The 24,825-nt window shown below is 33.2% G+C and carries 26 protein-coding genes; 13 read left to right on the forward strand and 13 right to left on the reverse strand.

Annotated features, from left to right (window positions below; translation table 11 throughout):
- Positions 1-261 precede the first annotated feature (261 nt).
- Positions 262-510 carry a YueH family protein gene (locus NCCP28_RS10420; protein ID WP_248561352.1) on the reverse strand — a complete coding sequence of 83 codons (249 nt, stop codon included), beginning with the start codon at positions 508-510 and terminating at the stop codon, positions 262-264.
- A 1,200-nt stretch (positions 511-1,710) separates the two neighbouring features.
- Here NCCP28_RS10420 and NCCP28_RS10425 point away from each other — a divergent pair.
- From NCCP28_RS10425 to NCCP28_RS10455, 7 genes are all read left to right on the forward strand, one after another.
- A complete protein-coding gene (locus tag NCCP28_RS10425; RefSeq protein WP_248561353.1) occupies positions 1,711-2,142 on the forward strand; it encodes a hypothetical protein in 432 nt (143 codons plus the stop codon).
- Positions 2,143-2,397: 255 nt separating this feature from the next.
- Positions 2,398-3,024 carry a class I SAM-dependent methyltransferase gene (locus NCCP28_RS10430; RefSeq protein ID WP_248561354.1) on the forward strand — a complete coding sequence of 209 codons (627 nt, stop codon included), beginning with the start codon at positions 2,398-2,400 and terminating at the stop codon, positions 3,022-3,024.
- Between the two features lie 1,519 nt (positions 3,025-4,543).
- On the forward strand, positions 4,544-4,876 hold the full coding sequence (locus NCCP28_RS10435; protein ID WP_248561355.1) for a hypothetical protein: 333 nt from the start codon (positions 4,544-4,546) through the stop codon (positions 4,874-4,876).
- Positions 4,877-5,407: 531 nt separating this feature from the next.
- Positions 5,408-6,046, forward strand: a complete 639-nt coding sequence (locus NCCP28_RS10440; RefSeq protein ID WP_248561356.1) for a trimeric intracellular cation channel family protein — start codon at positions 5,408-5,410, stop codon at positions 6,044-6,046.
- Between the two features lie 761 nt (positions 6,047-6,807).
- Complete coding sequence (locus tag NCCP28_RS10445) at positions 6,808-7,290, forward strand: DUF2975 domain-containing protein (protein ID WP_248561357.1); 483 nt, start codon at positions 6,808-6,810, stop codon at positions 7,288-7,290.
- Between the two features lie 10 nt (positions 7,291-7,300).
- Complete coding sequence (locus NCCP28_RS10450) at positions 7,301-7,525, forward strand: helix-turn-helix domain-containing protein (protein WP_248561358.1); 225 nt, start codon at positions 7,301-7,303, stop codon at positions 7,523-7,525.
- 117 nt (positions 7,526-7,642) lie between these two features.
- Entirely contained in the window at positions 7,643-8,410 is a 768-nt protein-coding gene (locus tag NCCP28_RS10455; protein ID WP_248561770.1) for a DUF817 domain-containing protein, read from the forward strand.
- A gap of 186 nt (positions 8,411-8,596) precedes the next feature.
- Here NCCP28_RS10455 and NCCP28_RS10460 read toward each other — a convergent pair whose 3' ends face one another.
- From NCCP28_RS10460 to NCCP28_RS23730, 4 genes are all read right to left on the reverse strand, one after another.
- Entirely contained in the window at positions 8,597-9,304 is a 708-nt protein-coding gene (locus NCCP28_RS10460; protein ID WP_248561359.1) for a DNA alkylation repair protein, read from the reverse strand.
- Between the two features lie 108 nt (positions 9,305-9,412).
- The gene (locus tag NCCP28_RS10465; RefSeq protein ID WP_248561360.1) at positions 9,413-9,844 is read right to left on the reverse strand and encodes a VOC family protein; all 432 of its coding nucleotides are present in this window, start codon (positions 9,842-9,844) and stop codon (positions 9,413-9,415) included.
- Between the two features lie 747 nt (positions 9,845-10,591).
- Positions 10,592-11,104, reverse strand: a complete 513-nt coding sequence (locus tag NCCP28_RS10470; protein ID WP_248561361.1) for a DIP1984 family protein — start codon at positions 11,102-11,104, stop codon at positions 10,592-10,594.
- A gap of 496 nt (positions 11,105-11,600) precedes the next feature.
- The gene (locus NCCP28_RS23730; protein WP_309296622.1) at positions 11,601-12,188 is read right to left on the reverse strand and encodes a ferritin-like domain-containing protein; all 588 of its coding nucleotides are present in this window, start codon (positions 12,186-12,188) and stop codon (positions 11,601-11,603) included.
- Positions 12,189-13,028: 840 nt separating this feature from the next.
- Here NCCP28_RS23730 and NCCP28_RS10480 point away from each other — a divergent pair.
- The 4 genes from NCCP28_RS10480 (at position 13,029) to iolG (ending at position 17,837) form a co-directional block, all read left to right on the forward strand.
- Positions 13,029-14,042 carry a LacI family DNA-binding transcriptional regulator gene (locus NCCP28_RS10480; RefSeq protein ID WP_248561362.1) on the forward strand — a complete coding sequence of 338 codons (1,014 nt, stop codon included), beginning with the start codon at positions 13,029-13,031 and terminating at the stop codon, positions 14,040-14,042.
- Positions 14,043-14,561: 519 nt separating this feature from the next.
- Complete coding sequence (locus tag NCCP28_RS10485) at positions 14,562-15,407, forward strand: sugar phosphate isomerase/epimerase family protein (protein ID WP_248561363.1); 846 nt, start codon at positions 14,562-14,564, stop codon at positions 15,405-15,407.
- A gap of 311 nt (positions 15,408-15,718) precedes the next feature.
- Positions 15,719-16,708, forward strand: a complete 990-nt coding sequence (locus NCCP28_RS10490) for a sugar ABC transporter substrate-binding protein (protein WP_248561364.1) — start codon at positions 15,719-15,721, stop codon at positions 16,706-16,708.
- A 115-nt stretch (positions 16,709-16,823) separates the two neighbouring features.
- Positions 16,824-17,837 (forward strand): inositol 2-dehydrogenase, encoded by a 1,014-nt coding sequence (gene iolG / locus NCCP28_RS10495; RefSeq protein ID WP_248561365.1) that lies wholly within the window; start codon positions 16,824-16,826, stop codon positions 17,835-17,837.
- A gap of 251 nt (positions 17,838-18,088) precedes the next feature.
- Here iolG and NCCP28_RS23610 read toward each other — a convergent pair whose 3' ends face one another.
- Positions 18,089-18,211: a hypothetical protein gene (locus tag NCCP28_RS23610; RefSeq protein WP_282579554.1), complete on the reverse strand. Its 123-nt coding sequence runs from the start codon at positions 18,209-18,211 to the stop codon at positions 18,089-18,091.
- Positions 18,212-19,167: 956 nt separating this feature from the next.
- Here NCCP28_RS23610 and NCCP28_RS10500 point away from each other — a divergent pair.
- Positions 19,168-19,668 (forward strand): CBO0543 family protein, encoded by a 501-nt coding sequence (locus NCCP28_RS10500; RefSeq protein WP_248561366.1) that lies wholly within the window; start codon positions 19,168-19,170, stop codon positions 19,666-19,668.
- A 9-nt stretch (positions 19,669-19,677) separates the two neighbouring features.
- Here NCCP28_RS10500 and NCCP28_RS23615 read toward each other — a convergent pair whose 3' ends face one another.
- Both NCCP28_RS23615 and NCCP28_RS10505 read right to left on the reverse strand, forming a co-directional pair.
- Positions 19,678-19,800, reverse strand: coding sequence for a hypothetical protein (locus NCCP28_RS23615; protein WP_282579555.1), 123 nt, complete (start codon positions 19,798-19,800; stop codon positions 19,678-19,680).
- A gap of 345 nt (positions 19,801-20,145) precedes the next feature.
- Positions 20,146-20,976, reverse strand: a complete 831-nt coding sequence (locus tag NCCP28_RS10505; RefSeq protein ID WP_248561367.1) for a DUF2935 domain-containing protein — start codon at positions 20,974-20,976, stop codon at positions 20,146-20,148.
- A 178-nt stretch (positions 20,977-21,154) separates the two neighbouring features.
- Between NCCP28_RS10505 and NCCP28_RS10510 the strand changes: the two genes are divergently transcribed.
- Positions 21,155-21,631: a hypothetical protein gene (locus NCCP28_RS10510; RefSeq protein WP_248561368.1), complete on the forward strand. Its 477-nt coding sequence runs from the start codon at positions 21,155-21,157 to the stop codon at positions 21,629-21,631.
- Positions 21,632-21,909: 278 nt separating this feature from the next.
- On the opposite strand, the gene NCCP28_RS10515 is transcribed toward NCCP28_RS10510, so the two are convergent.
- The 5 genes from NCCP28_RS10515 to NCCP28_RS10535 form a co-directional block, all read right to left on the reverse strand.
- Positions 21,910-22,128 carry a hypothetical protein gene (locus NCCP28_RS10515; protein ID WP_248561369.1) on the reverse strand — a complete coding sequence of 73 codons (219 nt, stop codon included), beginning with the start codon at positions 22,126-22,128 and terminating at the stop codon, positions 21,910-21,912.
- 263 nt (positions 22,129-22,391) lie between these two features.
- Complete coding sequence (locus NCCP28_RS10520) at positions 22,392-23,246, reverse strand: manganese catalase family protein (protein ID WP_248561370.1); 855 nt, start codon at positions 23,244-23,246, stop codon at positions 22,392-22,394.
- Positions 23,247-23,490: 244 nt separating this feature from the next.
- A complete protein-coding gene (locus NCCP28_RS10525; protein ID WP_248561371.1) occupies positions 23,491-23,601 on the reverse strand; it encodes a YjcZ family sporulation protein in 111 nt (36 codons plus the stop codon).
- A gap of 112 nt (positions 23,602-23,713) precedes the next feature.
- Positions 23,714-24,187: a CBO0543 family protein gene (locus NCCP28_RS10530; protein ID WP_248561372.1), complete on the reverse strand. Its 474-nt coding sequence runs from the start codon at positions 24,185-24,187 to the stop codon at positions 23,714-23,716.
- 263 nt (positions 24,188-24,450) lie between these two features.
- On the reverse strand, positions 24,451-24,618 hold the full coding sequence (locus NCCP28_RS10535) for a hypothetical protein (protein WP_248561373.1): 168 nt from the start codon (positions 24,616-24,618) through the stop codon (positions 24,451-24,453).
- Positions 24,619-24,825 lie beyond the last annotated feature (207 nt).

Consider the following 24,825-nt stretch of genomic DNA (forward strand, 5'->3'; position numbering starts at 1 on the left):
ATACGTTTATAAAATGAAAGAGTCAGTTTAATGTTACAGCTTGAAAAACTGCGCCAGAGAAAGGAAGTTGCTATTTACCGAATATAAAAGATTACAGATTACCAAATACGCCTTGGAGCATTACATTGAAAGGCCGAATCAACGGAAAAGGATAGCTTGGTTGAAAAACTTATCTTAGGAAAGGCAACGAACGAAGTTGAATATATGAAGGAAAGGTGCGGATTAAATAAAAAAAGCCAGGAGCACTTCTCCTAGCATAATCTACATTTCTTTGGATATTGTTAGTTCACTTATTGTGTGTGCCAATGATTTGCAGTCTCCATCATACATGTGGAAATTTAATGAGTGTATGAGATGATTTACTTTTTGTTCAAATTCATCAAGAACATTTAATTCCGTAGACCAATGAATTTGTGGAATAGACACAATAAATCGATTATCTTTAGTTTTTATGATAAAGACATCAGCATTCCTATGTAAACCATCTAATTTTTTCTGTAGATATTCCATAATTAAAATCAGTCCTTTTCTCAAATTATAATGGATAAATGTCAGAAAAGGATATTACGAAAATATTACAAATTTATCGGAAAAGTCAGGACTTCTCTAGTTTTTCATTAATTTAAAAAAGCTATGCAACAAAAAGCCCAGTATCCAATAATAGGTGAGTGAAATTGGATACTGGGTAAGATCCTTCCTTAAGATAAATATATAGGAATTTAGAGATAAGTTCTTATGTAACTTATGAATTTTTAGTGAAATCAGTTGGAAATATATTTGTCTACTATAGTTCTTTAATCTAAAAATGTTAATTCTGATTCATGAACTAATTAAAATTGGATAGTATCTAAAGTTTTTAATTCACAAAACCCTAATTTATATTTATGAAGTTAGAAAAAGTAAAAGAATCTTAAGTTTAATCCTTTTTAAAGGTATACAGAACACAGCAAATTTTTATATTTTTTCAGTGAAGGCGCAATGCCTATATAACTTTTATCAAGGCTCTTTTTATTTTTAAGAGGAAACATCATAAGAAAAGAAGGAGTGCTTTATTTGCAGCACTCCTTCAGCTTTATTAATTTTCTTCACCAGGTAAATCGTGATCATTATAATTGCAGTCCTCATCTTCTAGGCTAAGATATCTAATATTGTTTGGTTGATCTAAGGGAGTTGTTACGATAATATCTAGATTTTTCAATGAATAAATACATCTCCAATCAATTAATATTTTTAACTATATAATAGGCATTTTTAAGAAATTATAGACATTTTTTTGTAAATTTTTTTAAGAAGAGAATTTAAGTGTATAGAGGGAAAAAGGGGGAGATGAAGCTGCCGGAAATGGAGGGGAGGGAACATTGGAGGGAAAAGTTGAGAATCACGAAATTTGGAAATGACTTCTCGAAAATTTAAGGAAAACTTTTTTCTATAGAAATAGGTCAACATAAAATTCAAGTGACATTGATGGAAGAAAGAATAGAACAAAAGGAATTGTATCTAGTAACTGGGCAGCAGTTTTAGGAAATGATGCATTAATTGTTGATACCGGGAGCTTTGTGCATGTGAAATTAGAAAAAGAATTTTTTGAAATGATTCAATTGATATCAGATGAACTGGACGTAAATTATAAAGGAATTGTACACGTATTGTTAAAACGTACATTGAATGAATATTGAAAATTAAAATGCATGATAACAGGAATGAGATTTGATGATTTTCAGTGCATTAGATATCATTAGAAAAGAGAAGGGGATTTTAGAAAATAGAAAAGGATTAGATGGAGCAGGATACTGGGAGAGGATAACGAATAGTTTCTTTTGTCCCTGCAATCTGAAGCACACAGTTACTTTTTATGTCCTAGAGTATTTATTTCTCCGTTCCATTTCTTTTTGCGAAGATATTTCAGAAGAACTGGAAGAGAAATTTGAAAAAGAAAATCTTGCAAAGATAGTATATGAAGATTTTTTGGAGCATTTTAAAAAGAAAAATGATTTACATGAAGTTTATAAAAAACTAACAATAAGAGACCTTTCTCCAGAGCATCAATTTACATTAGAAAATATTTTTGAAATAAAGTATAGCAATTTTATTGATGATTATCGTAAGGGATTGATGAAAAATCGGTTTGAAAAAATAATCTAGTATAGAGAATAGCATATAGATCCCTGTAGTGTAGGTTTAAAATAATATTTAATTATTTATAAAGCTAGTTTAACAAGAACGATAATGAAAATATAAGAACACATTTCATTAATCGTAAAGAGATTATTATTTAAAAAAAGACGAACACCCCTTATAGTTAGTAAAAAGTTTTTATGTCTTTAATTGAGTGTTTAACAGTACTTTAAGCAACATAGCATCCTAATTAAAATAAAACCTAAAGGAGATAGAGGTATAATGGAATTTTGGGAATCAAGCTTTATAGAAAAACAAACAATGTGGGGATTCGAACCTACAGACTCCGCAATCTTAACAAAGGACTTTTTTCTTGAAAAAAATGTTAAGGACATACTGTTACCAGGTATGGGATATGGTAGAAATGCAAAGGTTTTTATTGACAAGGGAATAAATGTAACAGGTATTGAGATTTCAAAAACAGCGATTGATTTGGCGAGGGAAAATGGGCTTGATATCAGTATTTTTCATGGTTCGGTAACTGACATGCCTTTTGATAATAAACTCTATGATGGCATATTTTGCCATGCGCTTATTCACTTATTGAATAACAGCGAAAGAGAGAAGTTTATTCAAGATTGTTATAATCAGTTAAAACCCAATGCATATATGATTTTTACAACTGTTTCAAAAGAAGCCCCAATGTTTGGCAAGGGCAAACAATTGGATAAAGACTATTTCGAAATAATGGAAGGCGTAAAAATGTTTTTCTATGATTCTGACTCTATAAAACAAGAATTTGGAAAATATGGACTGATAGAGTCTTCCAAAATCGACGAGCCAAGTAAGAACATGGAAAATAAGCCTCCAATTAAATTTATTATTGTAAAATGTAAAAAAGAATTATAAAGATAATCATATAAAAAATGAATTGTTAAGAGAGAGGTTGTGGATATACTTATGGCTGCTTTCCTTAAATAATAGGAAGCCTTTTTTATGTAACAGTTGGGGAAGCGTTCCTATAATAAATGAGTGGAAAAAAGAACAAGTTTGTAAATAAATCTATTTAAACAAATAAGGACTTTAGCCGAAAATAGCCTTGAGGACTACTTTTTACTATTTTTATGAAAAGATATGAATAAAAGTGAAAGATTTTATTTTAGAAATCTTTTATACCCAGGGATTCTTAAAAGGCATGATAATGAGTAAGAAAAAAAGACATGTTCAGAACACAAGTCGATCCTGGGAAAGAGATCAATACAAGGAAATGTATTAATAGCATAAAAGATTGATATTAACAGGTTTTGAGGATTTAATAATCATGGGTGCATACATGTGTTATGGAGGAAGAATAGCACGTCTCCTATAAAACGCCCATGAATTTTTTAAAAACCCAGTATATCGTCCGGTCGATGTTCGTATTTTTTAAAGTAGCCTTTTTCTATTTTCTTAGAAATATGTGAGTATAGACCAATAGTGGCTTGGTGGTTTGTTATGACCAGGCCTTTTTTGTATGGACTTAATACTTACTTACCCTAGATTTTAAAAGTAATACAGTGTGAGAGTCCCTAAGAACATGTATAGGTATATGAAGGAAGATCAGCCCTATTTAGAATTCTTTCCATGGCATTAAATAAACTTGATTTAGGCATGAAGTTTCCATCATTTCTGCATAGGAATAAATTAATTTCATGTAAGTAGCTAATCCTTTAAAGTCATTTTATTTTGATAATTTCTGTAAAAGGATCAGTCATTTATTAATCCTTTTTGAATAGTAATTACACGATTAGATAAGTCTATGGATTTCCGAATGATTCACCTTTATCCTTCGCTTGGAAATCTAATGTCTTATTAATATTTATAGTACCTTCAGTCAATATCTGTCCATATGAAACACTATAAAATGGAGGCGGCACTATTGGCAGCAACTAGTCACAATATTACTCTCGAATAGGGCGTTTAGGATGAGTTTGCAAAGTATGCCGGCAAGAAAGGTATCAAGATTTCCACGTGGATTAACATCAAGATGAAAGAATTTATAGAAAAAGAAAAAATGATTAAGGAATATTGTAATAAGAAGCACTCTGAATAGGGTGCTTTTTCTTATTCAATCATATGGGCAGAGTAGTGGAGGAAGAAATAAGGCTTCATTTAACAGTACTGTGTATAGATATGTAGAGTCTGCTTGCAATTCTGCAAAAATATAAAATAAGGAAACAATTCATTCAAAAAGAAAAACGCTTGAGAGTTCTTGAAAACACTCCTGATTATAAGTGCATTCTAATAGGTATTTAAAAAAATGGAATTTGTTGTTTTTGGGGAGGAGAGAATTGTTCATTAAAAAGAAAAATAGCGATGGACAAGCATACAAGCATTTATTATATAAAGTAATATATTAATAGCAGAATGGATGAAGGAGGTGAGACGCTTGAGTAAAAAGAAAGATAAAAGCAAAAAGAAGGATAAAAATAAAAATCCAAAAGAAACGATTTCATTCAAGCATGATAAAGATGGAATTAAAATTTATGTAAATATTTACAATAATAATAATCTTGCAAACCAAGGAAGCAATGCTGGAGTAAAACAAAAAGCATCGGAAGGCTCACAGAACCTGACAGGTAAGGATGGAGAGAATGCGAGTCAAGGCGGACAGATTGCTGATAAAGGCGGCCAAAACGCAAATCAATTTGGTCAGGTTGCTAAAGATGGTGGGAAAAATAAAATAAAAAATGCAACAAATGAGCCAGGTTCTAGCGAATAATTTAGTGAAGATGAATCTGATGCATAGCTTCAAATAAATAATTTCTTATTTTGCTTATGGAAAGATGGAACCAAGGAGACTAAGAAGAAGCTTTTTTAATTTTAAAGTGACCCTAATTGCTGGATATGTTGAACAATTGGGGTCACTTTATATTTTGATGGGTTTTCGTTTATATTTTCTTTTTTCTATTTGTTTAGTTTATTCAATTATTTCCTTTTCTAAGTATTTGATTTCCTTTATAATAGATTTATAAATTTTATAGTTTATTAAACTAAAGTCTTTATGGCTTGCTATTTTTTACATTTATGGCTTTTGGAAAAATTTAATTAAATAGTGTGTTCTTTTTTTTGTCTTATTAAAGATATAAAATCACTATTTATTACTATATTTGTACTTAAGCGGAATATATTTTTTGCTATTTGATTATTAAAAAAGAAATAGTACTTATTTGGAACAAAAAAGTTTAAATTTAATATCTAAATAAGCAAATAGAAATGCCATTTTTAAACATTAATGAATGTAGGTGTAACTATGTCCTGGGAAATTTTTAACATCATTGGAACAATTGCTTTTGCATTAAGCGGAGCGATTATTGCATCAGAAGAAGATTACGATTTGATAGGTTATTATGCTTTAGGCTTTATTACAGCATTTGGGGGAGGAGCTATACGCAATTTGCTTATCGGTGCTCCCGGAACAACTCTTTGGAGTCAAGGAACTTTATTCCTAATTAGCTTTTTAATTATTACTTTAATTTATGTTCTTCCACTTCAAAATCTGACCAAACGGAAACATTGGGAGCTTACTTTCGGTCTATTGGATGCTATTGGATTAGCAGCTTTTGCTATTCAAGGAGCATTGTTCGCAAAAGAGTTAAATCTTCCTTCAAGTGCCATTATAACTTCAGCGCTATTAACTGGAGTTGGTGGAGGAATTATTAGAGATGCTTTAGCTAAGAGGCAACCTTTTGTTTTCAAATATGATTTATATGCGTTTTGGGCTATTATGACAGGCATTATTATCAGCTTTAGAGATGCTACGAATGAATTTGAACTTTATATTTTATTTATTTTAATTGTTTCTTTAAGAATGTTTTCTTTAAAATATGGTTGGCATATTCCTAGGCCTAGAAAAACTTCCAATACTTTAAATACTAATAGCCGGACTTAAACATCCGGTTATTTTTTTAATCTACTAACAGGTTCTTATACCTCGAAAAAAATAAAAAGCTATAATATTCAAGTGAAAAAGAAACGCTGCAAAAATGAAGCAGAATCAATAAGAGCACAGGTATACACAGCTTTAGCCAGAGATGGAGGGCAAACGCGCTCGCGAACTTGTTGGAGATAGTCTAAAAGCACAAAATGATTTTTTGCTGTAAAATGCAAAGCATTTACAGAGTGTCGAAAAAGTTTGATAGTAAAAAATCAGGCTGAATGAAAACGTTTGACTATCGAGGAATCCCACTTTTTGAGGAGTGGAGTTACCGTTTGGTGGTAATGAGCACCGCAAAAAAGGGGAGTGACGAAGAGAGCGAACGTTTTTCAACAGCCTGAAAATGCAAAGCATTTAGTTAAGCTGCTAAAAATGATAGAGAGACTTTAAAAGGGAAAGCGTGTATTGCTGGTTATGACTTATCTGAAACAGAAGTTTTCATAAGTGCTTAGTTAGAACGTTCTCTAGATAGAAGGAATAAGAAAAAACTGTGAAAATAAGAGATAAATATTTGTTTATTAAGGGAGGTTAGTTAATCATCTATAAATTGAATAGTTTTAAGTTTTAAAAAGCATTTTTTGTAATGAGGAATGCTTTTTATTTTGGTTTTTAAAAGTATAACAATAAAAACATTTTATTATTTAATAAAAATTTATTGTTAAACGATAAATAATATGTTAAATTCAAATAGACAATAAATAAGTGAGGTGTTTTTTGTGAAACGAGTGTCAACGCTCTTTTTAAAAATAGCTGTTATTTTTATCGGAATTCCAATTCTTGTTTTGTGCATCTTTTTAGTGCCTGAGATAGCGGGGTTTGCAGCAGAATTGTATCCAGATATGGATTATATAAAGTATTTTGTTTTCATCGTTTTTTATGCAGCAGCTATACCATTTTACGTTGCTTTATATCAAGCTTTTAAACTTTTGCACTATATTGACAAGAACAAAGCGTTCTCAGAATTATCTGTAAAGTCTTTAAGCAATATTAAACAATGTGCAATCACAATCAGTAGCCTGTTTGTTCTAGGAATGCCACTTTTTTATCTTTTGGCGGAGGCAGACGATGCCCCAGGTATCATATTAATCGGATTAGTCCTTATTTTTGCTTCCATGGTAATTGCAGTCTTTGCTGCTGTTCTTCAAAGTCTGTTAAAAAATGCCATAGATATAAAATCAGAAAATGATTTAACGGTCTGAGGTGACAACAATGGCAATTATAATCAATATTGATGTGATGCTGGCTAAAAGAAAAATGAGTGTAACTGAACTTTCAGAGAGGGTTGGGATAACAATGGCTAATCTTTCTATATTGAAAAATGGAAAGGCGAAAGCGATTCGATTATCAACTTTAGAGGCGATTTGTAAGGCTTTAGAATGCCAGCCTGGAGATATTTTAGAATATCGAAGCGATGAAGATAACCAAAATCAATAAAGTGGGAATATTTAGCATTAAAAAACAAAAAAGATTTTTCCATTATTTCAATGAATCAAATTCATAAAAGGGGAGCTGTTCATGAATTTACCCATTCAAAAAATGGAGGTACAAATCATGAGAACACTAAAGCAGCTCGTTTATTTTGGGTGGCAGCAGGTTCTATCATGTTTGTTTCCTGTCGTTATTTTTGCCTCGTTGGCTTTTACGCAACTACTGCCAATTCCCTTCCTGCCGCGTTATGACTGGCTGCTTATCATCTGCCTTCTCATGCAGTGGTGGATGGTGCGTGCTGGACTTGAAACGGGGGATGAACTGAAGGTTATCACATTGTTTCACCTTATTGGGCTTGCTCTTGAACTTTTTAAGGTGCATATGGGCTCTTGGTCTTATCCAGAGGAGGGGTATTCCAAAATTTTTGGAGTGCCTTTGTATAGTGGATTCATGTATGCGAGTGTAGCGAGTTATCTTTGCCAAGCGTGGAGAAGGTTAAAGGTGAAATTGATTAAATGGCCGCCGTTTTTGGTAGTTGTACCTCTTGCAGCTGTGATTTATTTGAATTTCTTTACCCATCATTATTGGATGGATATTCGTTGGTGGTTATCTGGATTTGTAATTATCGTCTTTTGGCGATCATGGGTCATATACGAGGTCAATGGGACATGTTATCGTATGCCACTTGCGCTTTCTTTTGCGCTGATTGGTTTTTTTATATGGGTAGCCGAAAATATCGCAACGTTTTTTGGAGCTTGGAAATATCCCAACCAAACGGATGAATGGAGTCTTGTTCATCTAGGAAAGGTGAGTTCATGGCTTTTATTAGTGATTGTCAGCTTTCTTATAGTAGCGACGTTAAAGCAGGTTAAAGGAAAGATTCGACACTAGTCAATTTCTATAACTGTTAAGAACCCCCTTTTAAAAAAGGCGGTTCCTTAGCATAGTAAGGAATTTGACTTGAAGTTTTCCTAGTGTATAAGATTCCCAATAAGATAAATTGAAAAAAGCAACGTTTGAATTGTTGCTTTTTTCTTTATAAATAGCTTTTAATAATACTGCCGGAACGCATTTATGCTAACATCGGACATTTTTGCGCTTGAAACCAAGCCTTCCTCTATCTATATCTTTTTGAATAATTTCGGAAGCAAAAAGGATGCTGTTTTTTTTCTTGTCTCGTGTGACTTCAATTGGGCCTACAGCCTTAGCGGTTTCAGCAGCCTTATCATGTAGCGGCAAATAAGAAATCCCGACTGTGTAAAGAAAATTATTCATAGCAGACTTTGTTCGATTAGGAGAAGTTTTAATCGTATTTTTTACCTGTTCAAGCATACCGGCAATCTTGCTGGCGCTGAATTCAGCGTCTGGTCGATTGCCCAAAAGCCAGCAGTAACAGCTCCAGCCTGCCGACATTTTCAGTTCATCGCCGCTTGCAATCCATTTATCGGCAACCACTTGTGCAAAGTCGGTTTCTGCTAAAGTTACTGCAACCACATAATCGGACAGCATATAGAAATACGCAGCATCTATCCAACGCTCAAAATCTGCCTCAGTCATTGTCATTGGGTCTGCAATGATGCCGGCAAAATACATGGCATCGTAATTCCCGGTGGCGTAAAGCTGCTCGGCTAATGGCTGATTTTTTTTGATTTTTTTTGCGAGCGGCTTCATAGCGCCTGTAGCTACGCCAAAAAGCGGCTCTTGTGCACCATTGCTTATGTAAGTCTTTTTGCTTCGTTCCTTGCCGAGCGCTTCCAGTTCCTGCATAACCATTTCGAAATTCATTATTTGGCACTTCCTTTCTTTGTAATCATATTCAAATTATTGTAGCTATCGAGTTTCTATTTCTAATCAAGCATGCTCAAGTTAAAATGTAAGTTTTTTTTTCAAAAATCAACTAAAGTTTTCTGCGATGGTGGAGATTTGCCAGGTTATGCCGAACTTATCTTTTACTTGTCCATAGGATGGGCTCCAAGGAGTTTCTTGAAGTGGCATGATTACTTCGCCGCCTTCTTGAAGTTTTCCAAATACTTCTTTTGATTTTTCCGCATCATTTAGGGTAATCGCTACGTCCACTTGTGATCCCATTTGATATGGTTGACCTGGGAATGTGTCAGATAGCATAAGGAATGTATTGCCGATTTTTAATTGTGCATGCACTACAAGGTCTTTTGCTTCAGCAGGAAGAGGGAATTCTGGGTTTTCAGGCAATTCTCCGTATGTTTGCACTCCTAAAACCTTTGCTTCTAGTGCATTTTCATAAAATGTTACAGCTTCTTTTCCATCACCATTCATTCGTAAATAAGCATAAGCCCCTAAAATCATCGATACACACCTCTTCTTTTTTATTTTATATATTCTTTATAGATAGAACGTATATTCGTAATATTATCATATATTTCATGGATATGGAATTACCATGCTAAAATATTTTGTCTAATTATTCATATTATATTAGCTTAAAAATATACTTTAATAATCTGGCAATTCAATGCGAAAAGCACAAAGGGATAAAGCGGTTTGGAGGAAAAGGCAGCAATAGAATGGATGAAAATATTTCTCTTTAGATAGATTATGATAAACGAGCACATGATTCCAGACTCTTTTTCTTATCTTAACTTTGGGAGAGATTTGAAATAATGTGCTATTATTTTTGCCTTAATTCATTTTTTTGAAAAACAAGATTAAAGGATTCTTGTAATAAGAGGATAAAAAAAATCTTAAATAAATGGTTAATCAAAGAAACCGTTATTTTGATCAATCTTTTGCAACATAGTTTTTTTATTTGCTATAAAATAAGGGAGCGTGAATTTTTTATCAGACTTTAGACGGGTGAAAAGTTAAAAACCGACCCCATCAATAGATAAACTATCATGAGGCCGGTTCTTCATAGAAGGATGCCAAATTACTTAAAGAAATAAGCCATTGCCATTTGCTTTATTGGTCATTGGTAAAGGATAACAGGGTAATGGATCATGGATAATCGGTTTGTCCCATCGCCATTAAAACCATGTGAGATACACACCAAATGATCCTTCTAAGCCTTGAACAGGAGTCTCACCTATTCAAGGCTTAAAAATATTTATCTGCTTCAAAATCTAATTCGATTTGATAGTTTTTGCTGTTGATTAAATTGGACAGCCGATTTGCTTGTCTTTCACATTCCATGCTTTTTACGCGATATTCCTCTGGATCATAGGTAGCAATCTTCATCAACTGAATAGATTCATAGGAATAGAGATATTCCTCTTGCTCAGCTGCGGCAAATTCTTTATATTTTCTCGCTTTTGCTCTTAATTGTGTCGCGAGTTCAATAGCTTCGACAATCGGAAGCTTTTTATTTTCAAACAGAATAGTATAATCAATATTCGCCCGGTACATAAGCGTATCTAACAGACGATAATCTGTGCGAACTGCCTCTATATCCTTTTCCACATCTTGTATGGTTCGTTTTTGCACAGGCATTTTTTTGCCTGCTTCGACTTGCACAAATGCCACTCGATCCATTTCTTCTTCTAACTCATGAATTCTTTTTGCTAGGACACTTTTCAGTTTTACCGCTTCTGCTTGAGTAATTTTATTCATACAGACCTCCATTTTAAATGTGGGCACAATTGCTTATAATTGGAAGTATTATTATCATGCTTCTCTATTTTACTATCAAAAATAAAAAAAATTCAAATAATAATCTCTGAAAATAGCAAAAAATTAAGCAGATGATGCGTTATGCATTTGGGAGATAGGCAGAAATCGGCAGCAGACTTGTTTCAGCAAGTTGGGACTGGAGATTTGCTAAATAAAAGGGGATTTTTTTGAAAAAATATTCCCCTTTTTAACGTTATTGTTAGTTGAAAAAGATACTAACTTTGAAGAAAATTTTTGAATAAAAGCAATAAATATTTTAATCCTTTTTATAAATCCTTTTTGGAACCATCCATAAATCTTTTGATAGATGAAAATCAGTGTTTTCTGCTAATTCGTTAATATTGCTGATAATTGTCTTGCTTACATGCTAATAGTGACACACCAATATTATCTATTTTTACCCCCTTCCAGAAAAGCCTAATAAGCTATGTTTTTTCTATGATCTAGAAATCCCCCTATTTAAGAAATATAGAAACCAAACTGCATGGTTTTGTTCATCACTTGCTGCTCTCGTAAATTGTTCTTTAATATATTTATTATCTGTTTGGGCGCTGATATCTAAATAATGATCAACTGTATTTTGTTCATCACAGAAGGCGAAATCTAGTCCAGATTTATATTCATTAGGACATTTTTCGCTGATTTTTGGATCGTATTTTTTTCCAGTAAGTTGAGTATAAATCGCTGAAAATGTATTTAAATGTCTAATTTCATCTTTTCTAATCTCATGAATGATTTTTTTCTCTTTTTGAGTAGGAGCTAAATGTTCTAATTGTTTATAACATGATATTGCAGAATACTCCCCATCCATTGCTTTTTTGATTAATGGGATGAGGTCCTTTTTTCTCGGATGAAGGGGACCAAGAAGCTTTAAATAGTGATGATAAGCATGTAGATCAGAAGGGAGTTGTTCAATAGGATAAGAAGAGTCAGGATAACGAAAGAGTTCATTCCAAGGACCATGATAAAGATGAGGATAACTTTGATAGAATACTCCGCCATAAGTTGTGTCAGAAGGGTGCATGGCAATTCTCCTTTTTAATAGTAAGGTATGCTTGGGTTAGAGAAGGAATGTCTGTCCTTATATAAATTAGGCAAATTCTAGGAGAGGTTATAATTGGATATGAATGGGGTTAGTGCAGCGGAAATTAGTTTTCAAATAGTTGTAATTGTATGGATTATAGAGGCCGTAACGCTGTTTTCTTTATAGCTTTTGCTGATTGTTTGGCAGACATTTGCACATATTTTCATTTCAAGCCGAGGAGCAATGGTATGAATAATATTCTAAGAAGAAATGTAGAAGTATGTCTTGCATAAAAGGAACAGGGGAAAGAAAAATAGCAAGTCCCAAATTTAAGCTGATTTTTGTCAATTCTAATGATCACAATAAATTCAAAGGTAAGATACAAGTTGATAAAACTAGTATAAGAGATAAAAAACTAACTTTATGCACTGTTTTATATTTCGAACAGGAAATAGATTTATAAGAGGAATTCTTGATTTATAAAGAGCTTTCCAATTTTTATCTCCTTTATTTATTTTTGGTGTGGATGCACAGCTGATAATATGTCTATTTGCTAAGCCTGTTAGTGATGGAAAATGGATTACTGTCAGTATTCTTTTGATTATCCGCCTTTTTAAAGGAAAAGGCTTTATTTTTATATAGATTCAAAATATAATTAAAATAAAGTTAATCGGTTACCTTGGAAATTGCTATTCATTCGCTGGAATTACTGAAAATATATTTAGATGATCTGTAAGTTAGGGGAAAGGGTGCTGTTTCCTGATAAAATGAGTAAATGATATAAAACAGTGTCTATACATTATTATAAAAAATTCAATCGATATTGAGAGTGTGTTTAAAATGAAAATAACTATTTATGATGTAGCTAAAAAAGCTGGCGTTTCAACAGCTACTGTTTCTAAAATAATTAACAACAAAGGTTCCATCAGTGAAAAAACGAAGTTGAAAGTTCAGAAAGTAATGGATGAATTACAATACCAGCCAAGCATGATTGCTTCTGCTCTAAAAGGGAAAAGCACGTATACAATTGGATTGCTCATTCCTGATCTTTCCAATCCCATATTTGCAGAATATGCAAAATATATAGAAGAACGAGGGCAAGAACTTGGGTTTAGTTTAATGATATGTAATACAGATGCGAATCCAGACAAAGAGCTGAAATATATATCGCTCTTAAAGCAAAAACAAGTAGATGGAATCATCGTAGCAGCTAGATTTAAAAACATTAAACTTTTAAGAGATTTAATTAAAGAGGGATTTCCGCTTGCTCTGATTGCACGAGATCTGCCTGCTCTTCCAATTGACAGTGTCACAGTCGATGACTATTTAGGCGGTTATCAGGTTACGGAATACTTGTTGTCACTAGGCCATAAAAACATTGGAGTTGTTGCTGAAGGAGATAGAAGCAGCAAAGAGCGTATAAAAGGATATCAGCAGGCTCTGATTGATGCAGGATTAACGATTGATAAAAATTTGACAGTGGTTTGTGATCATCCGACAAGGGAATACGCCAAGTTTCATGCAGGAAGTTTACTTGATTTAGAGAAACGCCCAAGCGCTATTTTTGGCTGCAATGATTCGTTAGCAATTGGTGTTATGCAAGCTGCGCATGAACGTGGTTTAATAATCCCCAATGATCTATCTGTGATTGGATTTGACAATACTGAACTATCTCAAGTTGTAGTGCCTTCTTTATCAACGGTGCAGCAGCCCCTTAAAGACATTGGGCATCATGTTGTAGATTTATTGACTAGAAAAATTGAAGGGAAAAGTAAAATGACACATCGGGTAGTTTTATTGCCAGACATCATTATTCGCCAATCAACTATGCAGATAGAGAATATGAAAAACTAAAATAGTATATTTAATGAAAAAGAAGTTGGTTCAAAAAGTTGCATTATTTGAAGCCGGCTTCTTTTATATTAGTAGGATCTTTTTGTAATCTTTGCTGTTTTTGCAGCAAATTAATTTATACGACCAGCAAGCTAACTTGATGGAATAATACAAAAAACAATAATCAATGGAAAAAAACTTTATATTAAAAGACAGTTTATTGGGGCTTTTGGAGAAAAAGGAGATTAGGTGATACATCGTTTAAGAATAAAAATATATGAAGTAAAATTATTTTCTGAATTTATTATTGAAAACGCTTTAAAAATAGTGTAGACTTTAAAACAAGGTAATCGGTTACCTTGTTTTTTCGAAAAAGTTACTTGGGAAGGTGGTGCATTTATAATAGTTTTAATGCTCATAGATTTTATTATTAATAATAAAATCTATGAGCATTAGTAAAATTATTTAAGTAATCGGTTATCTGAAAACTGTGAGAAGTTCATTTGAGAAAGTTAAAATCTATGAGAGTAGGAGATACATATGAAATTTTCTATATGCAGTTGGACTTTTGGGAATGCCTCCATTGAAAAAGTAATGAAATTTGTAGCGGAAACAGGTTATGATGCCATTGAAATTCGTGCAGCAGTAGACCATTATAATTGGAAAGAACTATTACAGCTTTCTCGAGATCTATCCTTGGAAATAGAAGGATTGACTGGAGATACAGGATGGCCAAATGAAGAACAAGATTTAGCAAATCGAAATACTCTCAATAGAAGCAAAGCTGTTAATTATTTCAAACGACAAATCGAAGCGGTGAAACAAGTAGAAGGTAAATATCTTGTAGTATGCCCTTCAGCTGTAGGAAAAGTAGCACCAATGGGAAATCAGGGAGAGGATTGGAAATGGGCAATGGAGTCTATCCATCAATTAACCGATTTAGCAAGCGAATTGGATGTAACTCTAGTAATCGAACCTTTGAACCGTTATGAAAGCTGTATTGTGAATAATGCAAAAGATGCTTTGAGGTTTGTTCAAGAAGCTAATCATCCAATGGTTAAAACACTCTTAGATACGTATCATATGAACATTGAAGAACAAGATATGGAAACAGCATTTGAAAATTTGAAAGATCATCTGGCCATTATTCATGTGGCTGATAGCAATCGTCAAGCCTTGGGAAGAGGGCATATTAACTTTGAAAAAGTAGTTTCTGGCATTAAGAAATCTGGGTTCAGCAAAACAGTTGTTGTGGAGTGTTCTGCACCAGGGGTGAATCCATTCCAAGCAGATAAAGGTCCTTTAGCGATGGAGTCTATTTATACATATGCAATTGAATCTCTTGCATATCTAAAAAGGTCTTTTGGAGAAGTAGTTTCAAAGTAAAAGTGTAACCTGTTTATTAGATGAAGGGCATTTATTGATAGGAATAGTTAACGCCTTATAGATTTAAGGAAAATGATTTTCAGGCGTTGGTATGTAGTAAATAAACACTTTAAGTATCTGTTAAAGCTATAAGGAAATTTATTCTGACAAAATTATTGTCTCCTATTATTTGTTAAATATTGTAATGGGCAGTGGTTCGGTCAGATGGAGAAAAAAAGATTAGAGAGATATTGATCAGATTATTTACAGTAAGTGTATAAAGAAAAAATTAAATATTTGATAAGAAGAAACTTTATAAGGGGGAGCTTTTTATGAAAAAGATATGGTATATTCCTTTAATTTTGCTTATCAGTTCAATCACATTAGTTGGTTGTGGAAATAATGCAACAGAATCACAATCAGGAAATGCCAGCGGTGGGGGGAAAGGCAATGATGGAGAATTAGAAGTTGGTGTTGTTTTAAAGGCGCTAAACAGTGACCACTGGAAGTTTGTCGAAGCAGGCGCAAAAGCAGCTGGAGAGAAATATGGAGTGAAGGTTAATGTCCTTGGACCGCCAGCTGAAACACAGTTCTTAGAACAAGTATCGATGATGGAAGATCAACTTACTCAAGGTGTAGATGCACTTCTTGTAGCTCCAAGCCAGCCTGCTTCAGCAAAGCCTACCTTTGAGCAAGCAAAAGCTTTAGGGATTCCTGTTTTATTGCTTGACACTGACGCTGACTTTAAGGATAAAGTATCTTTTATTGGAACGGGTAATTATGAAGCTGGCCGTTTAGGTGCAGAGTTTATTGCAAAACAAGTGGAAAAGGGAGACACGGTAGCAATTATTCGTGGAGCGAAAGGTGATAACACTCATGATGACCGTGCAAAAGGCGCAGAAGAAGTGTTAAAAGAGCAAGGAATTAAAGTGATTATTCAGCCTGCTGACTCCGACCGTGCAAAAGGCGCAAGCGTAATGGAAAATATTTTGACGGCGCATTCGAATATCGCAGCAGTCTATGCGACTAATGAAGAAATGGCCTTAGGTGCATTGCGTACAGTGCAAGACAAAAATAAAGATGTGTTAGTCATAGGTTTCGATGGAACGCCTGAAGGATTAGAATCTGTTGAAAACGGCGGTTTAACTGCTACTGTTGCCCAAGATCCTTATATGATTGGTTATTTAGGCGTAGAGTCTGCTTACCAGAATGCAAACGGCGAGAAAGTTGAAAAACGCATTGATTCAGGAGCGGAAGTAATTACAAAAGAAACAGTCAAAGCGAAAATTGCTAAATTAAACGAACGTTTAGAGGGGAAATAAATGGAATAGTTTCTTTGAGAGCGATATAACAGATATCTTCTTCGACAAAGGTGCTTAGACTTTATCACTCCGAAGTATCAGGTTTTATGTAAATTGAATGAGAGGGGAAAAATAGATGAAAAAAGTTAAGATTGGAATCATTGGGGCAGGAAGAATTGGAAAATTACATGCGGAAAATTTGGTTAGATTACCGAGTGCAGAAGTGACGGCGATTTCTGACATATTTGCGGATCAAATTAAAGAGTGGGCAGAAAGTATAGGCATTCAAGATGTATATGATAATTATAAAATTATTATCAATAATCCTGAAATTGATGCTGTTTTCATATGTTCATCAACAAATACACATACACAAATTATTATGGAAGCAGCTAAAGCGGGAAAACACATATTCTGCGAAAAGCCTATTAGTTTCGATGTTGAGGAGACAAAACGTGCTCTTCAGATTGTAAAGGAGACAGGGGTGAAATTGCAGATTGGATTTAACCGCAGATTCGATCACAATTTTAAAAGAGTACAGGAAATGGTCAAGGGTGGAAAAGTAGGGCAGGCACATATTGTTAAAGTAACTTCCCGGGATCCAAATCCGCCGACTCCAGATTATATTAAAGTATCAGGAGGGCTCTTTATTGATATGGCTATTCACGATTTTGATATGGCAAGATTTGTATCAGGAAGTGATGTAGAAGAAGTATATGTACAAGGAGCTGTTTTAGTGGATCCTATATTCGGAGATTTGGAAGATGTGGATACAGCAGTTATTACCTTAAAGTTTAAAAATGGAGCAATTGGCGTCATCGATAATAGCAGAAAGGCTGTTTATGGTTATGACCAAAGAGTGGAGGTATTTGGTTCCTTAGGTTGTGCAACGGTGAAGAATGATTTTCCTAATACAGTGGAGTTAACAACAGACGAAGGGGTTTATACCGATAAACCTAAGTATTTTTTCTTGGAAAGATACCTTGATGCGTATGTAGAGGAAACGAGAGATTTTGTTAATTGTATATTATATAACAAAGCTGTTTTAGTCAGCGGCTATGATGGATTACAAGCAGAGTTGATAGCCCTTGCAGCAAAAAAGTCTTTCAAAGAAGGAAAACCTGTAAAACTATCAGAAATAGATGCTTGAGGGCAAGGTTATTGTCTGAATTGGATAATTGTGCAAGGTTATGGTTAGGCATGAACAAGGATAAAGAATTTAGGAAGTGATTGAGATGATGCTGAATTTTTATGTAATATTTAAGTTATTTAAAATAACTTAAACAGGGGTGCCCATCCAAATTAAATGAATTGAAAGTAGAAAATTCATAAAAAAAGCATGAAACGAGTTAGAAATAGTTGCTCATTCCATGCTTTTTTTATTTGGAAAAGATTAGATTCTTACCATCTCTGCACATAATAAAGTATATCCTTAATAGAAACTCCTTGATTAGCGATATAGGAATTTCCCGCTTCTACTAATAGAAGTCCTGTAATTATCATATATGGGTTAATAATATCCACCCCCCTTGGAATTTTTTGGAATGCTTATTTCGTAGTAAAGAGGAAAAGGCTGCGAGAAAATCATATTTTCTATGAATGGAAATTTGCTTCGCTATAAGATGATGAGATTAGACAGAGATGTTCAGCAAAGGAATTTTTATATTAGGAAGAGGCTGAATAAAAGTATAGAAACTAAATCCCTGTACTGTTAATTTATTTTTTTATTAAGGATTTTGTTCTTATCATTTGTCTTAGAGGTATTAAAATTTAAGTGTTATCAAAGAAATATGTTCAATGCCAACTATAAAAACAAAAATTATTTGTATTGTGATATGCGGTAACTGGTTTTTATTTTGAAGAAAAAGGAGAGGTCAATAGCAGGTGGAATTTGGATAGCTAGGATTCGTTTGAGCATCAAAGCATGGATTGCAAGGCATCAGGAGATATTTCTATTGGCCGAAGTGTTTGCATATCACTAAAGAAAAGATAATGGGGAAGCGTCAAGAATATTAAAGATAGATCAAGTGGCTTTTAACATAGGCTGGATTTTCTTGAAAGCTGTTAAGCGCTACTGGATAATTACGTCAATTTCTTAAATTATGCAAAGAATATTATAGGGGAGTATCCTGAGCGTTTTAATCGATTTTTAAAACGAAAATTATTTAAAAGCAATTTAGCATGCGGGAGCTCTAAGTGTAAGGTATTGTCTAGGGGAAAAAGAGATACACCTTTTTTAAGAAGAAATCATGCTGAGTAATCTTACAGTTTATGTTACTTTAAACAGCTAAAAAGGGAAGAATAAGCAAATAAAAGCTTTATTGCAAAAAGCAATAAGGCTTTTATCTCTGGAGAAATTGTAGAATCCTGTTTAAAAAAACGAATATTTGGTGAAAATAGGGACAAAAACAGGTGTGATATTAAGAAATTTTAATGCAAAATCTTTATTGTACTAAACTTATGTATTCGAGGCGAAGTGAATGGCAGAAATTATTGGCGTAACAACATGGATTGCTGCAGCAATAAAATGGGGAGATTGGCGAAATTGGGAGAAATACTATTCAACCATTCTCTATTTTATTTTCTGTGATGTAATGTACTACTATTTGACGAGTGCTAAGCATCTTTGGATACTCCAGCCGACTTGGCCTCTGAAATATGAGCTTATCTGTTTAATGGGAGAGTTTATTGTATTTGCATGCACCATATTTATTTTTTTAGGAAATTATCCAGAAAGCCATTTTATTTCGATTTCGTGGACATTTATTTGGGTTATTATTTATACTTCTAATGAATGGATACTGATAAAGACAGGGACTTTTACCCATCACAATAGCTGGACGCTTGTAGACTCTTTTTTCTTTAATATTCTTATGTTTATTTTTCTCCGCTTGCATGAAAAAAAACCGCTGCTGACACTGCTATTATCCATCCCCATGGGGTTTCTTTTAATGTACATCTATTCCATTCCTTTTAGTTAGCTGATGAATTTAAAGATAAACCATGGCAATAAAAACGATTGGTTTATCTTTTGTGTATGTATATAAAATGACTAAAGTAATGAAATAATTAGTAGTATCGGCTCCTCCTTCGCCAAATACCATGATAGCCACGCATGCTATCCCCACTGACATTAGCATAATATAGTAATATTAAAATAGAACACATAAATTATTAAATAATTGTTAATGATTGGTAAACTATTGCTGAGTATAGAAATCGAAGAACATAAAAAATTAATATTTTTCAGCAGAAAAAAGGACTTCCAATTAGAGAAAGTCCATATGCTTTTTTATTTATGCCTATGTAGATGAATAAATGGAAGAAGTATTGCAATATTTTAATTAACCCAATGAAATAGTATTCGCCAAACTTTTCCCAGTATCTTTGTTTATAGAAGATATTTCAATAATAAACGTATTGGCATAGAGAGTCGTTGCTGCGTTAGAAAGTGTTTTCTAATCTAGATAGGAGGGTTTTGTAAGAGTGCAATTGCTTGCATCTGGCTGTAATTTTGGAGCATAGTAGCTCAGTTTTTTGATGAAATAACAAGTTTCAGGAAAATGATGTTCTAAAAATCGCAAAGTAGATTTATTTAATAGTTTGTTTTTTTTGTATTTAGTAACCATACTGTATATAAATTGGTTCATTTCAATGGTTGTTTTGCCAACCTCGTATGCAAATTCTTTTTGTCGGGCAAAACCTGGTTCTTTAAAGCGCAAATATCCTTTTAGATGATGGTTTTGTACAATATATGCCCTAAATTTATTGCTGTATTCCTCAGCTTGCCGATTCAGCATTATCTCAATAGGATCAATTAAATCTCTAAATAATGTCACATGGCCTAATTGATCTTCTAGCCATAAATCCATCAAGTCAACCAATGGGAGGGGAATAGGGTCTTTTCCTTGAGACCAAGCGTTAATAATCCGTAAGTATTCTTGATTTTCAGCCAATGTTCCATTTAAATAGGTAGGAGATAAATTTAGATTTATTTTATTATCTATCCTAAGGGCTTGCAATTTTCCTTCGAATTTAAAATATCCTAAGGCGACAGGCCAAACTGATTTTGAAAATTGAATCATCACATCCTCCTTGTAAGTAGAAGAACGAGGAATTCTTTTTAACTGATTGATTTGTTCGGTGAATAATTGGATGTAATTCTGGGAAGTATTTACATACTCCTGTTCAGCAGGTGATAAATGGTCTCTTACAAAATAGGCATGGTCTTGCAAAATTTCAAGCCAAAATAAATGTTCTTCCCATACTGTTATTATTGGTTTTGGCAAAATGAGTTCCTCCCTTATCAACATATTTATAAATACGTTTTAAGAGAGCGAGAAATGTATGAATTCATTAAATTTTTTGGATATGCTCTCCACATATAATGAAAAAACATTTCTACATATCTTTTTCTTAAAAGGGAAAAAATAGTCTTATTAGGTATAAGCAAAGGGGGCTCACTGCATGAAAATAACAAAAAAGCATTTATTATTGATGCTAGTACTGCCGTATGTGTTTCTGCCGTTTATAGGTTTAAAATCAATCAAAAGATTTTTGCCTGGTGCGCTGTTTATGTGTTTATATGTAACCTTTGAGGGGTGTATTGCGGAAAAAAGAAAATGGTGGTGGTTTCCGTTTACCATTAAACCAAATGTTATTGGAGAGCTGCCGCTGATTTTTGGAGCTTTTTTTGTTGGATCGTTATGGATTTTAAAGTATACATTCGGAAAATTCAGCTTGTATTTAATAGTGAATATAATTATCGATACTATTTTTACCTACTTAATGATAGATTGGTTTAAAAAAATTGGCTATGTGAATCTTGTTAGACTATCAAAAGTCCGTTTATCTTTCCTGTTTATGGTGAAGTCTATCCTAATGTATGGTTTTCAGTATATTTATGAAAAAAGGGGAAACCATTCCAAAATGCTTTTAAAATAGCGAAGGAATAGATGGATTTGTTAAGATAATTTACTGATTTTCCCCTGAGGAAAGGATGAATTGCTATAGAAAACATCTATAAATTGTTTTTTGTAAAAATAGTCAAGTTAAGTTTTGATTTATCTAATTTATGATTTTTTCTTTTAAGCATCGAAAATAATGTTTGGTCCCATGTTTATCAGATATAAATAATTGTAAATGAAATGATTAAGTCATTAAATGTAATATTTAGTAAATCGAGGATCCTTTTTATGAATAAGGACCCCTAATTTTATCCTTTAATAAAATGGATAGAAAAACCGAAAAGGAACATTTGGTCCTATATATGGAAAGGATACTTGGCTAGTTTGGGAAGGTGGATTAAAATTATATTGATTATTTCCAATTAAATAGTAATTAAGGGGTGGACCATAAAACATTTGGTTCCAGCCTCCATATGCTGGATTTGGGAAATCGTGGTAAGTGGCTCCGTTTAAACCTGTTATAATCGTTCTCAAATTATTCGTCACTTCCTCTTAAAGCATTTGCCCATGTAAATTAACGGCGGACGCTAACCTTTTGCAAAGTTAACGGATTTATAACTATGAGCAGGTAATACTACATATACTATGGGGGATACATGCTATCGTGCACGTCCTTCCTATCATACTAAAAAGTTTTTTTCTTATGCCATGATTTTTAAATTTGTTAAGTCGCTCAATTATTATTGTAAAAATCAGACAGCCTTTGCCTTGTTTAAAAAAAGGCAAAAGCTGTCTGATTATGCATTTAAATCATATAAACCTGGGGCGTGTTCATTAGGCATTTCAGGCATTTCAGGTACTGGATATCCTTTTGGCGGATCTACAATTTGTAAGGGTTCTTTATTTCTGCTTGGTGAAGGTCCTTGGAAAATTTCGCTGATTCTTGTTTCATCTAAGCGGAAATTAAATTGTGCATTATGAAATCCCATATCCACATATTTTTTGCATTCTGGATATTTATTAAGGTCATAATTTGGTACTGGAAATAATTTCCCCCAATTTACTCCCAGTGTTTCCAATGCTTTTGCAAAGGCATTCTGATGGGCATTATCTCGTACAATTAAAAAGGCTAGCGTTTCCCGAAATGTTTTGTTGGAGCTCATTTCATAAAGACGGCTTTTTTGGAGTACACCTGTTGATTCCAATACCACATTATTTAATAAGTCAGCCACTAAATTTCCATGGCTGTATACATATGAACCAGACCAGGGGTTTCCCGCCGCATCAACTGGAAGAGATGCCTGTGCACCCATAATATAATGATGGGGGTTTACATTTTCAAGGGCAATATCAAGTGGTGTCCCGTCTTCGCTGATGCTTCCAACACCTTCATCTCCAGAACCATTTAATAGTTGATTGATGGTAGTCTGCACCAGTTCCACATGGCTTAATTCTTCCAGCATTACTCCCCTGATCAAATCCCTGTACTGTTTTGCTTTTCCTCTAAAATTGGCGCTTTGGAAAGAAAACTGCATAAGTGTACGCATTTCTCCAAATTGTCCGCCAAGCGCTTCCTGCAACACTTTTGCAGCAGCAGGATCTGGTTTATCTGGCACAATCATATTAATCAAATCTTCTTTATAAAAATACAAGGAAATTCCCCCAATTGGTTGTTAGTTTGAAACAAAATTAGTATGCATCTGATAGTCAGCGGTTATTCTGATAAAAAGAAGGAGAAAAAAGGGAATTAGAAATTATGTAGACACAAAAGGGATTTTAGAGATATGTTATTTTTAAATTAGCAGGAAGCCATACATATTGGCATTATTCAAAGAAAAAGCAAAAAAGTCCTAAAGCAGTATTTTTGCTTTTTCTTTAGGACTTTTTTGTTATAAATTAGTAGCCTCCCCAATAAGAAGCCCCGATGATGATAAGCAGTATAAATAATACTACTATTAATGCAAAGTTGTTGTTGTAGCTGTTACCCCCATTATAACAATCTGACATAACCACACCTCCCTCTAACAAATTCTATACAGTATATGTTGTAATAGAATTTGCGAAAGGGACAAGGGTACATATTTGAAATAAAAGATTAAATAATGAAATCAACTATATTTTAACTCCTTGGATAAAACCATTTACTATACAGATGGGATATGTAATAAGTCAGCCAAATGGTAGCAAAAGTCCAATACCAGTGCCACTTATTATATTTAATTAAAGAAGTGTATTTTTCCAAAAAATTTTCTGTAATAGTGATTCCTGCTGTATGAAGGAAGAAGTAAAAAAATTTAGAGCTTAATTTTTTGTGATAAGGATAATGGATATTAAAAAGTGCACAGAGTGATGGATATACAAAATATTCAAAGGTAAAACTAGATTTATTCGATTTAGGAAAAAAGGTTCTTGTAGGATATTTAATCAAATTCTGTTCAACTACTATTAATCCAAAAACCCAAGTCAGCAATTGTTTAAATAAAAAGGATACTTGTGCCTCTCGTATTTTATTTTTAGGAATAAACACTATTAATAAAAAGCTGGTCACAATCCATACTGCTATTTCGATTTGTTTATCTCTCTTTTTCTGCAAAATGAAACCACTCCTATAATGTATGTTTTAATCCAAGCTAGAGGAGCAGCAATATTCCTCAGATTAAAACCGAATCTTTTAGAGCTAATTGATGAAAAGGGTAATTTCTTTATATAAATCAATAAAATAAACATAAAAGCAAAGGTTGGTGGAAAAAAATTATTGATATTTTGTTTACTTTTTACTTAGAATTGCACTTTTTTATTATTTTATGTACGTAGTTATCTGCAGCATAAAAAAACCTAGCACAGATGCACTAGGTTTTAAATAAGATTATTACAGACAGCAGCAGTATGTACGGTGGTTAATTCTGAGCAATGAACAAGCTTTACTTTAAATGGGTTCGTTGAATCTCGTATTTCACAATAACCTGTTTCATAACGAAAAAGGATTGTGTATATTTGTCCTTTATATAGTACTTTTTTGTTCATAAATGCCCTCCCTGTAAAAAATATAGTTTGCTGTTATTTTTATGTAATACATTCCTATACCCATAATTTAGGATGAATAAACCTTATATTTACAAAAAAGAAAAATTTATATAAAATGTTTTGAAGTAAAAAAACCGTCTTTAAAATTAGACGGTTTCAGAGTATAGACAAAGTCAAAAACACAAATTTTCAGGCTGATTGAAAACG

The sequence above is a fragment of the Niallia sp. NCCP-28 genome, from assembly GCF_023168165.1.
In the GTDB taxonomy this organism is placed as follows: domain Bacteria; phylum Bacillota; class Bacilli; order Bacillales; family Cytobacillaceae; genus Niallia.

Coding starts and splice junctions, on each gene's coding strand:
- NCCP28_RS10420 (WP_248561352.1), bottom strand. CDS start 510: ATGGAATATCTACAGAAAAAATTAGATGGTTTACATAGGAATGCTGAT.
- NCCP28_RS10425 (WP_248561353.1), top strand. CDS start 1,711: ATGATTTTCAGTGCATTAGATATCATTAGAAAAGAGAAGGGGATTTTA.
- NCCP28_RS10430 (WP_248561354.1), top strand. CDS start 2,398: ATGGAATTTTGGGAATCAAGCTTTATAGAAAAACAAACAATGTGGGGA.
- NCCP28_RS10440 (WP_248561356.1), top strand. CDS start 5,408: ATGTCCTGGGAAATTTTTAACATCATTGGAACAATTGCTTTTGCATTA.
- NCCP28_RS10450 (WP_248561358.1), top strand. CDS start 7,301: ATGGCAATTATAATCAATATTGATGTGATGCTGGCTAAAAGAAAAATG.
- NCCP28_RS10455 (WP_248561770.1), top strand. CDS start 7,643: ATGAGAACACTAAAGCAGCTCGTTTATTTTGGGTGGCAGCAGGTTCTA.
- NCCP28_RS10460 (WP_248561359.1), bottom strand. CDS start 9,304: ATGAATTTCGAAATGGTTATGCAGGAACTGGAAGCGCTCGGCAAGGAA.
- NCCP28_RS10465 (WP_248561360.1), bottom strand. CDS start 9,844: ATGATTTTAGGGGCTTATGCTTATTTACGAATGAATGGTGATGGAAAA.
- NCCP28_RS10470 (WP_248561361.1), bottom strand. CDS start 11,104: ATGAATAAAATTACTCAAGCAGAAGCGGTAAAACTGAAAAGTGTCCTA.
- NCCP28_RS23730 (WP_309296622.1), bottom strand. CDS start 12,188: ATGCACCCTTCTGACACAACTTATGGCGGAGTATTCTATCAAAGTTAT.
- NCCP28_RS10480 (WP_248561362.1), top strand. CDS start 13,029: ATGAAAATAACTATTTATGATGTAGCTAAAAAAGCTGGCGTTTCAACA.
- NCCP28_RS10485 (WP_248561363.1), top strand. CDS start 14,562: ATGAAATTTTCTATATGCAGTTGGACTTTTGGGAATGCCTCCATTGAA.
- NCCP28_RS10490 (WP_248561364.1), top strand. CDS start 15,719: ATGAAAAAGATATGGTATATTCCTTTAATTTTGCTTATCAGTTCAATC.
- iolG (WP_248561365.1), top strand. CDS start 16,824: ATGAAAAAAGTTAAGATTGGAATCATTGGGGCAGGAAGAATTGGAAAA.
- NCCP28_RS10500 (WP_248561366.1), top strand. CDS start 19,168: ATGGCAGAAATTATTGGCGTAACAACATGGATTGCTGCAGCAATAAAA.
- NCCP28_RS10510 (WP_248561368.1), top strand. CDS start 21,155: ATGAAAATAACAAAAAAGCATTTATTATTGATGCTAGTACTGCCGTAT.
- NCCP28_RS10525 (WP_248561371.1), bottom strand. CDS start 23,601: ATGTCAGATTGTTATAATGGGGGTAACAGCTACAACAACAACTTTGCA.
- NCCP28_RS10535 (WP_248561373.1), bottom strand. CDS start 24,618: ATGAACAAAAAAGTACTATATAAAGGACAAATATACACAATCCTTTTT.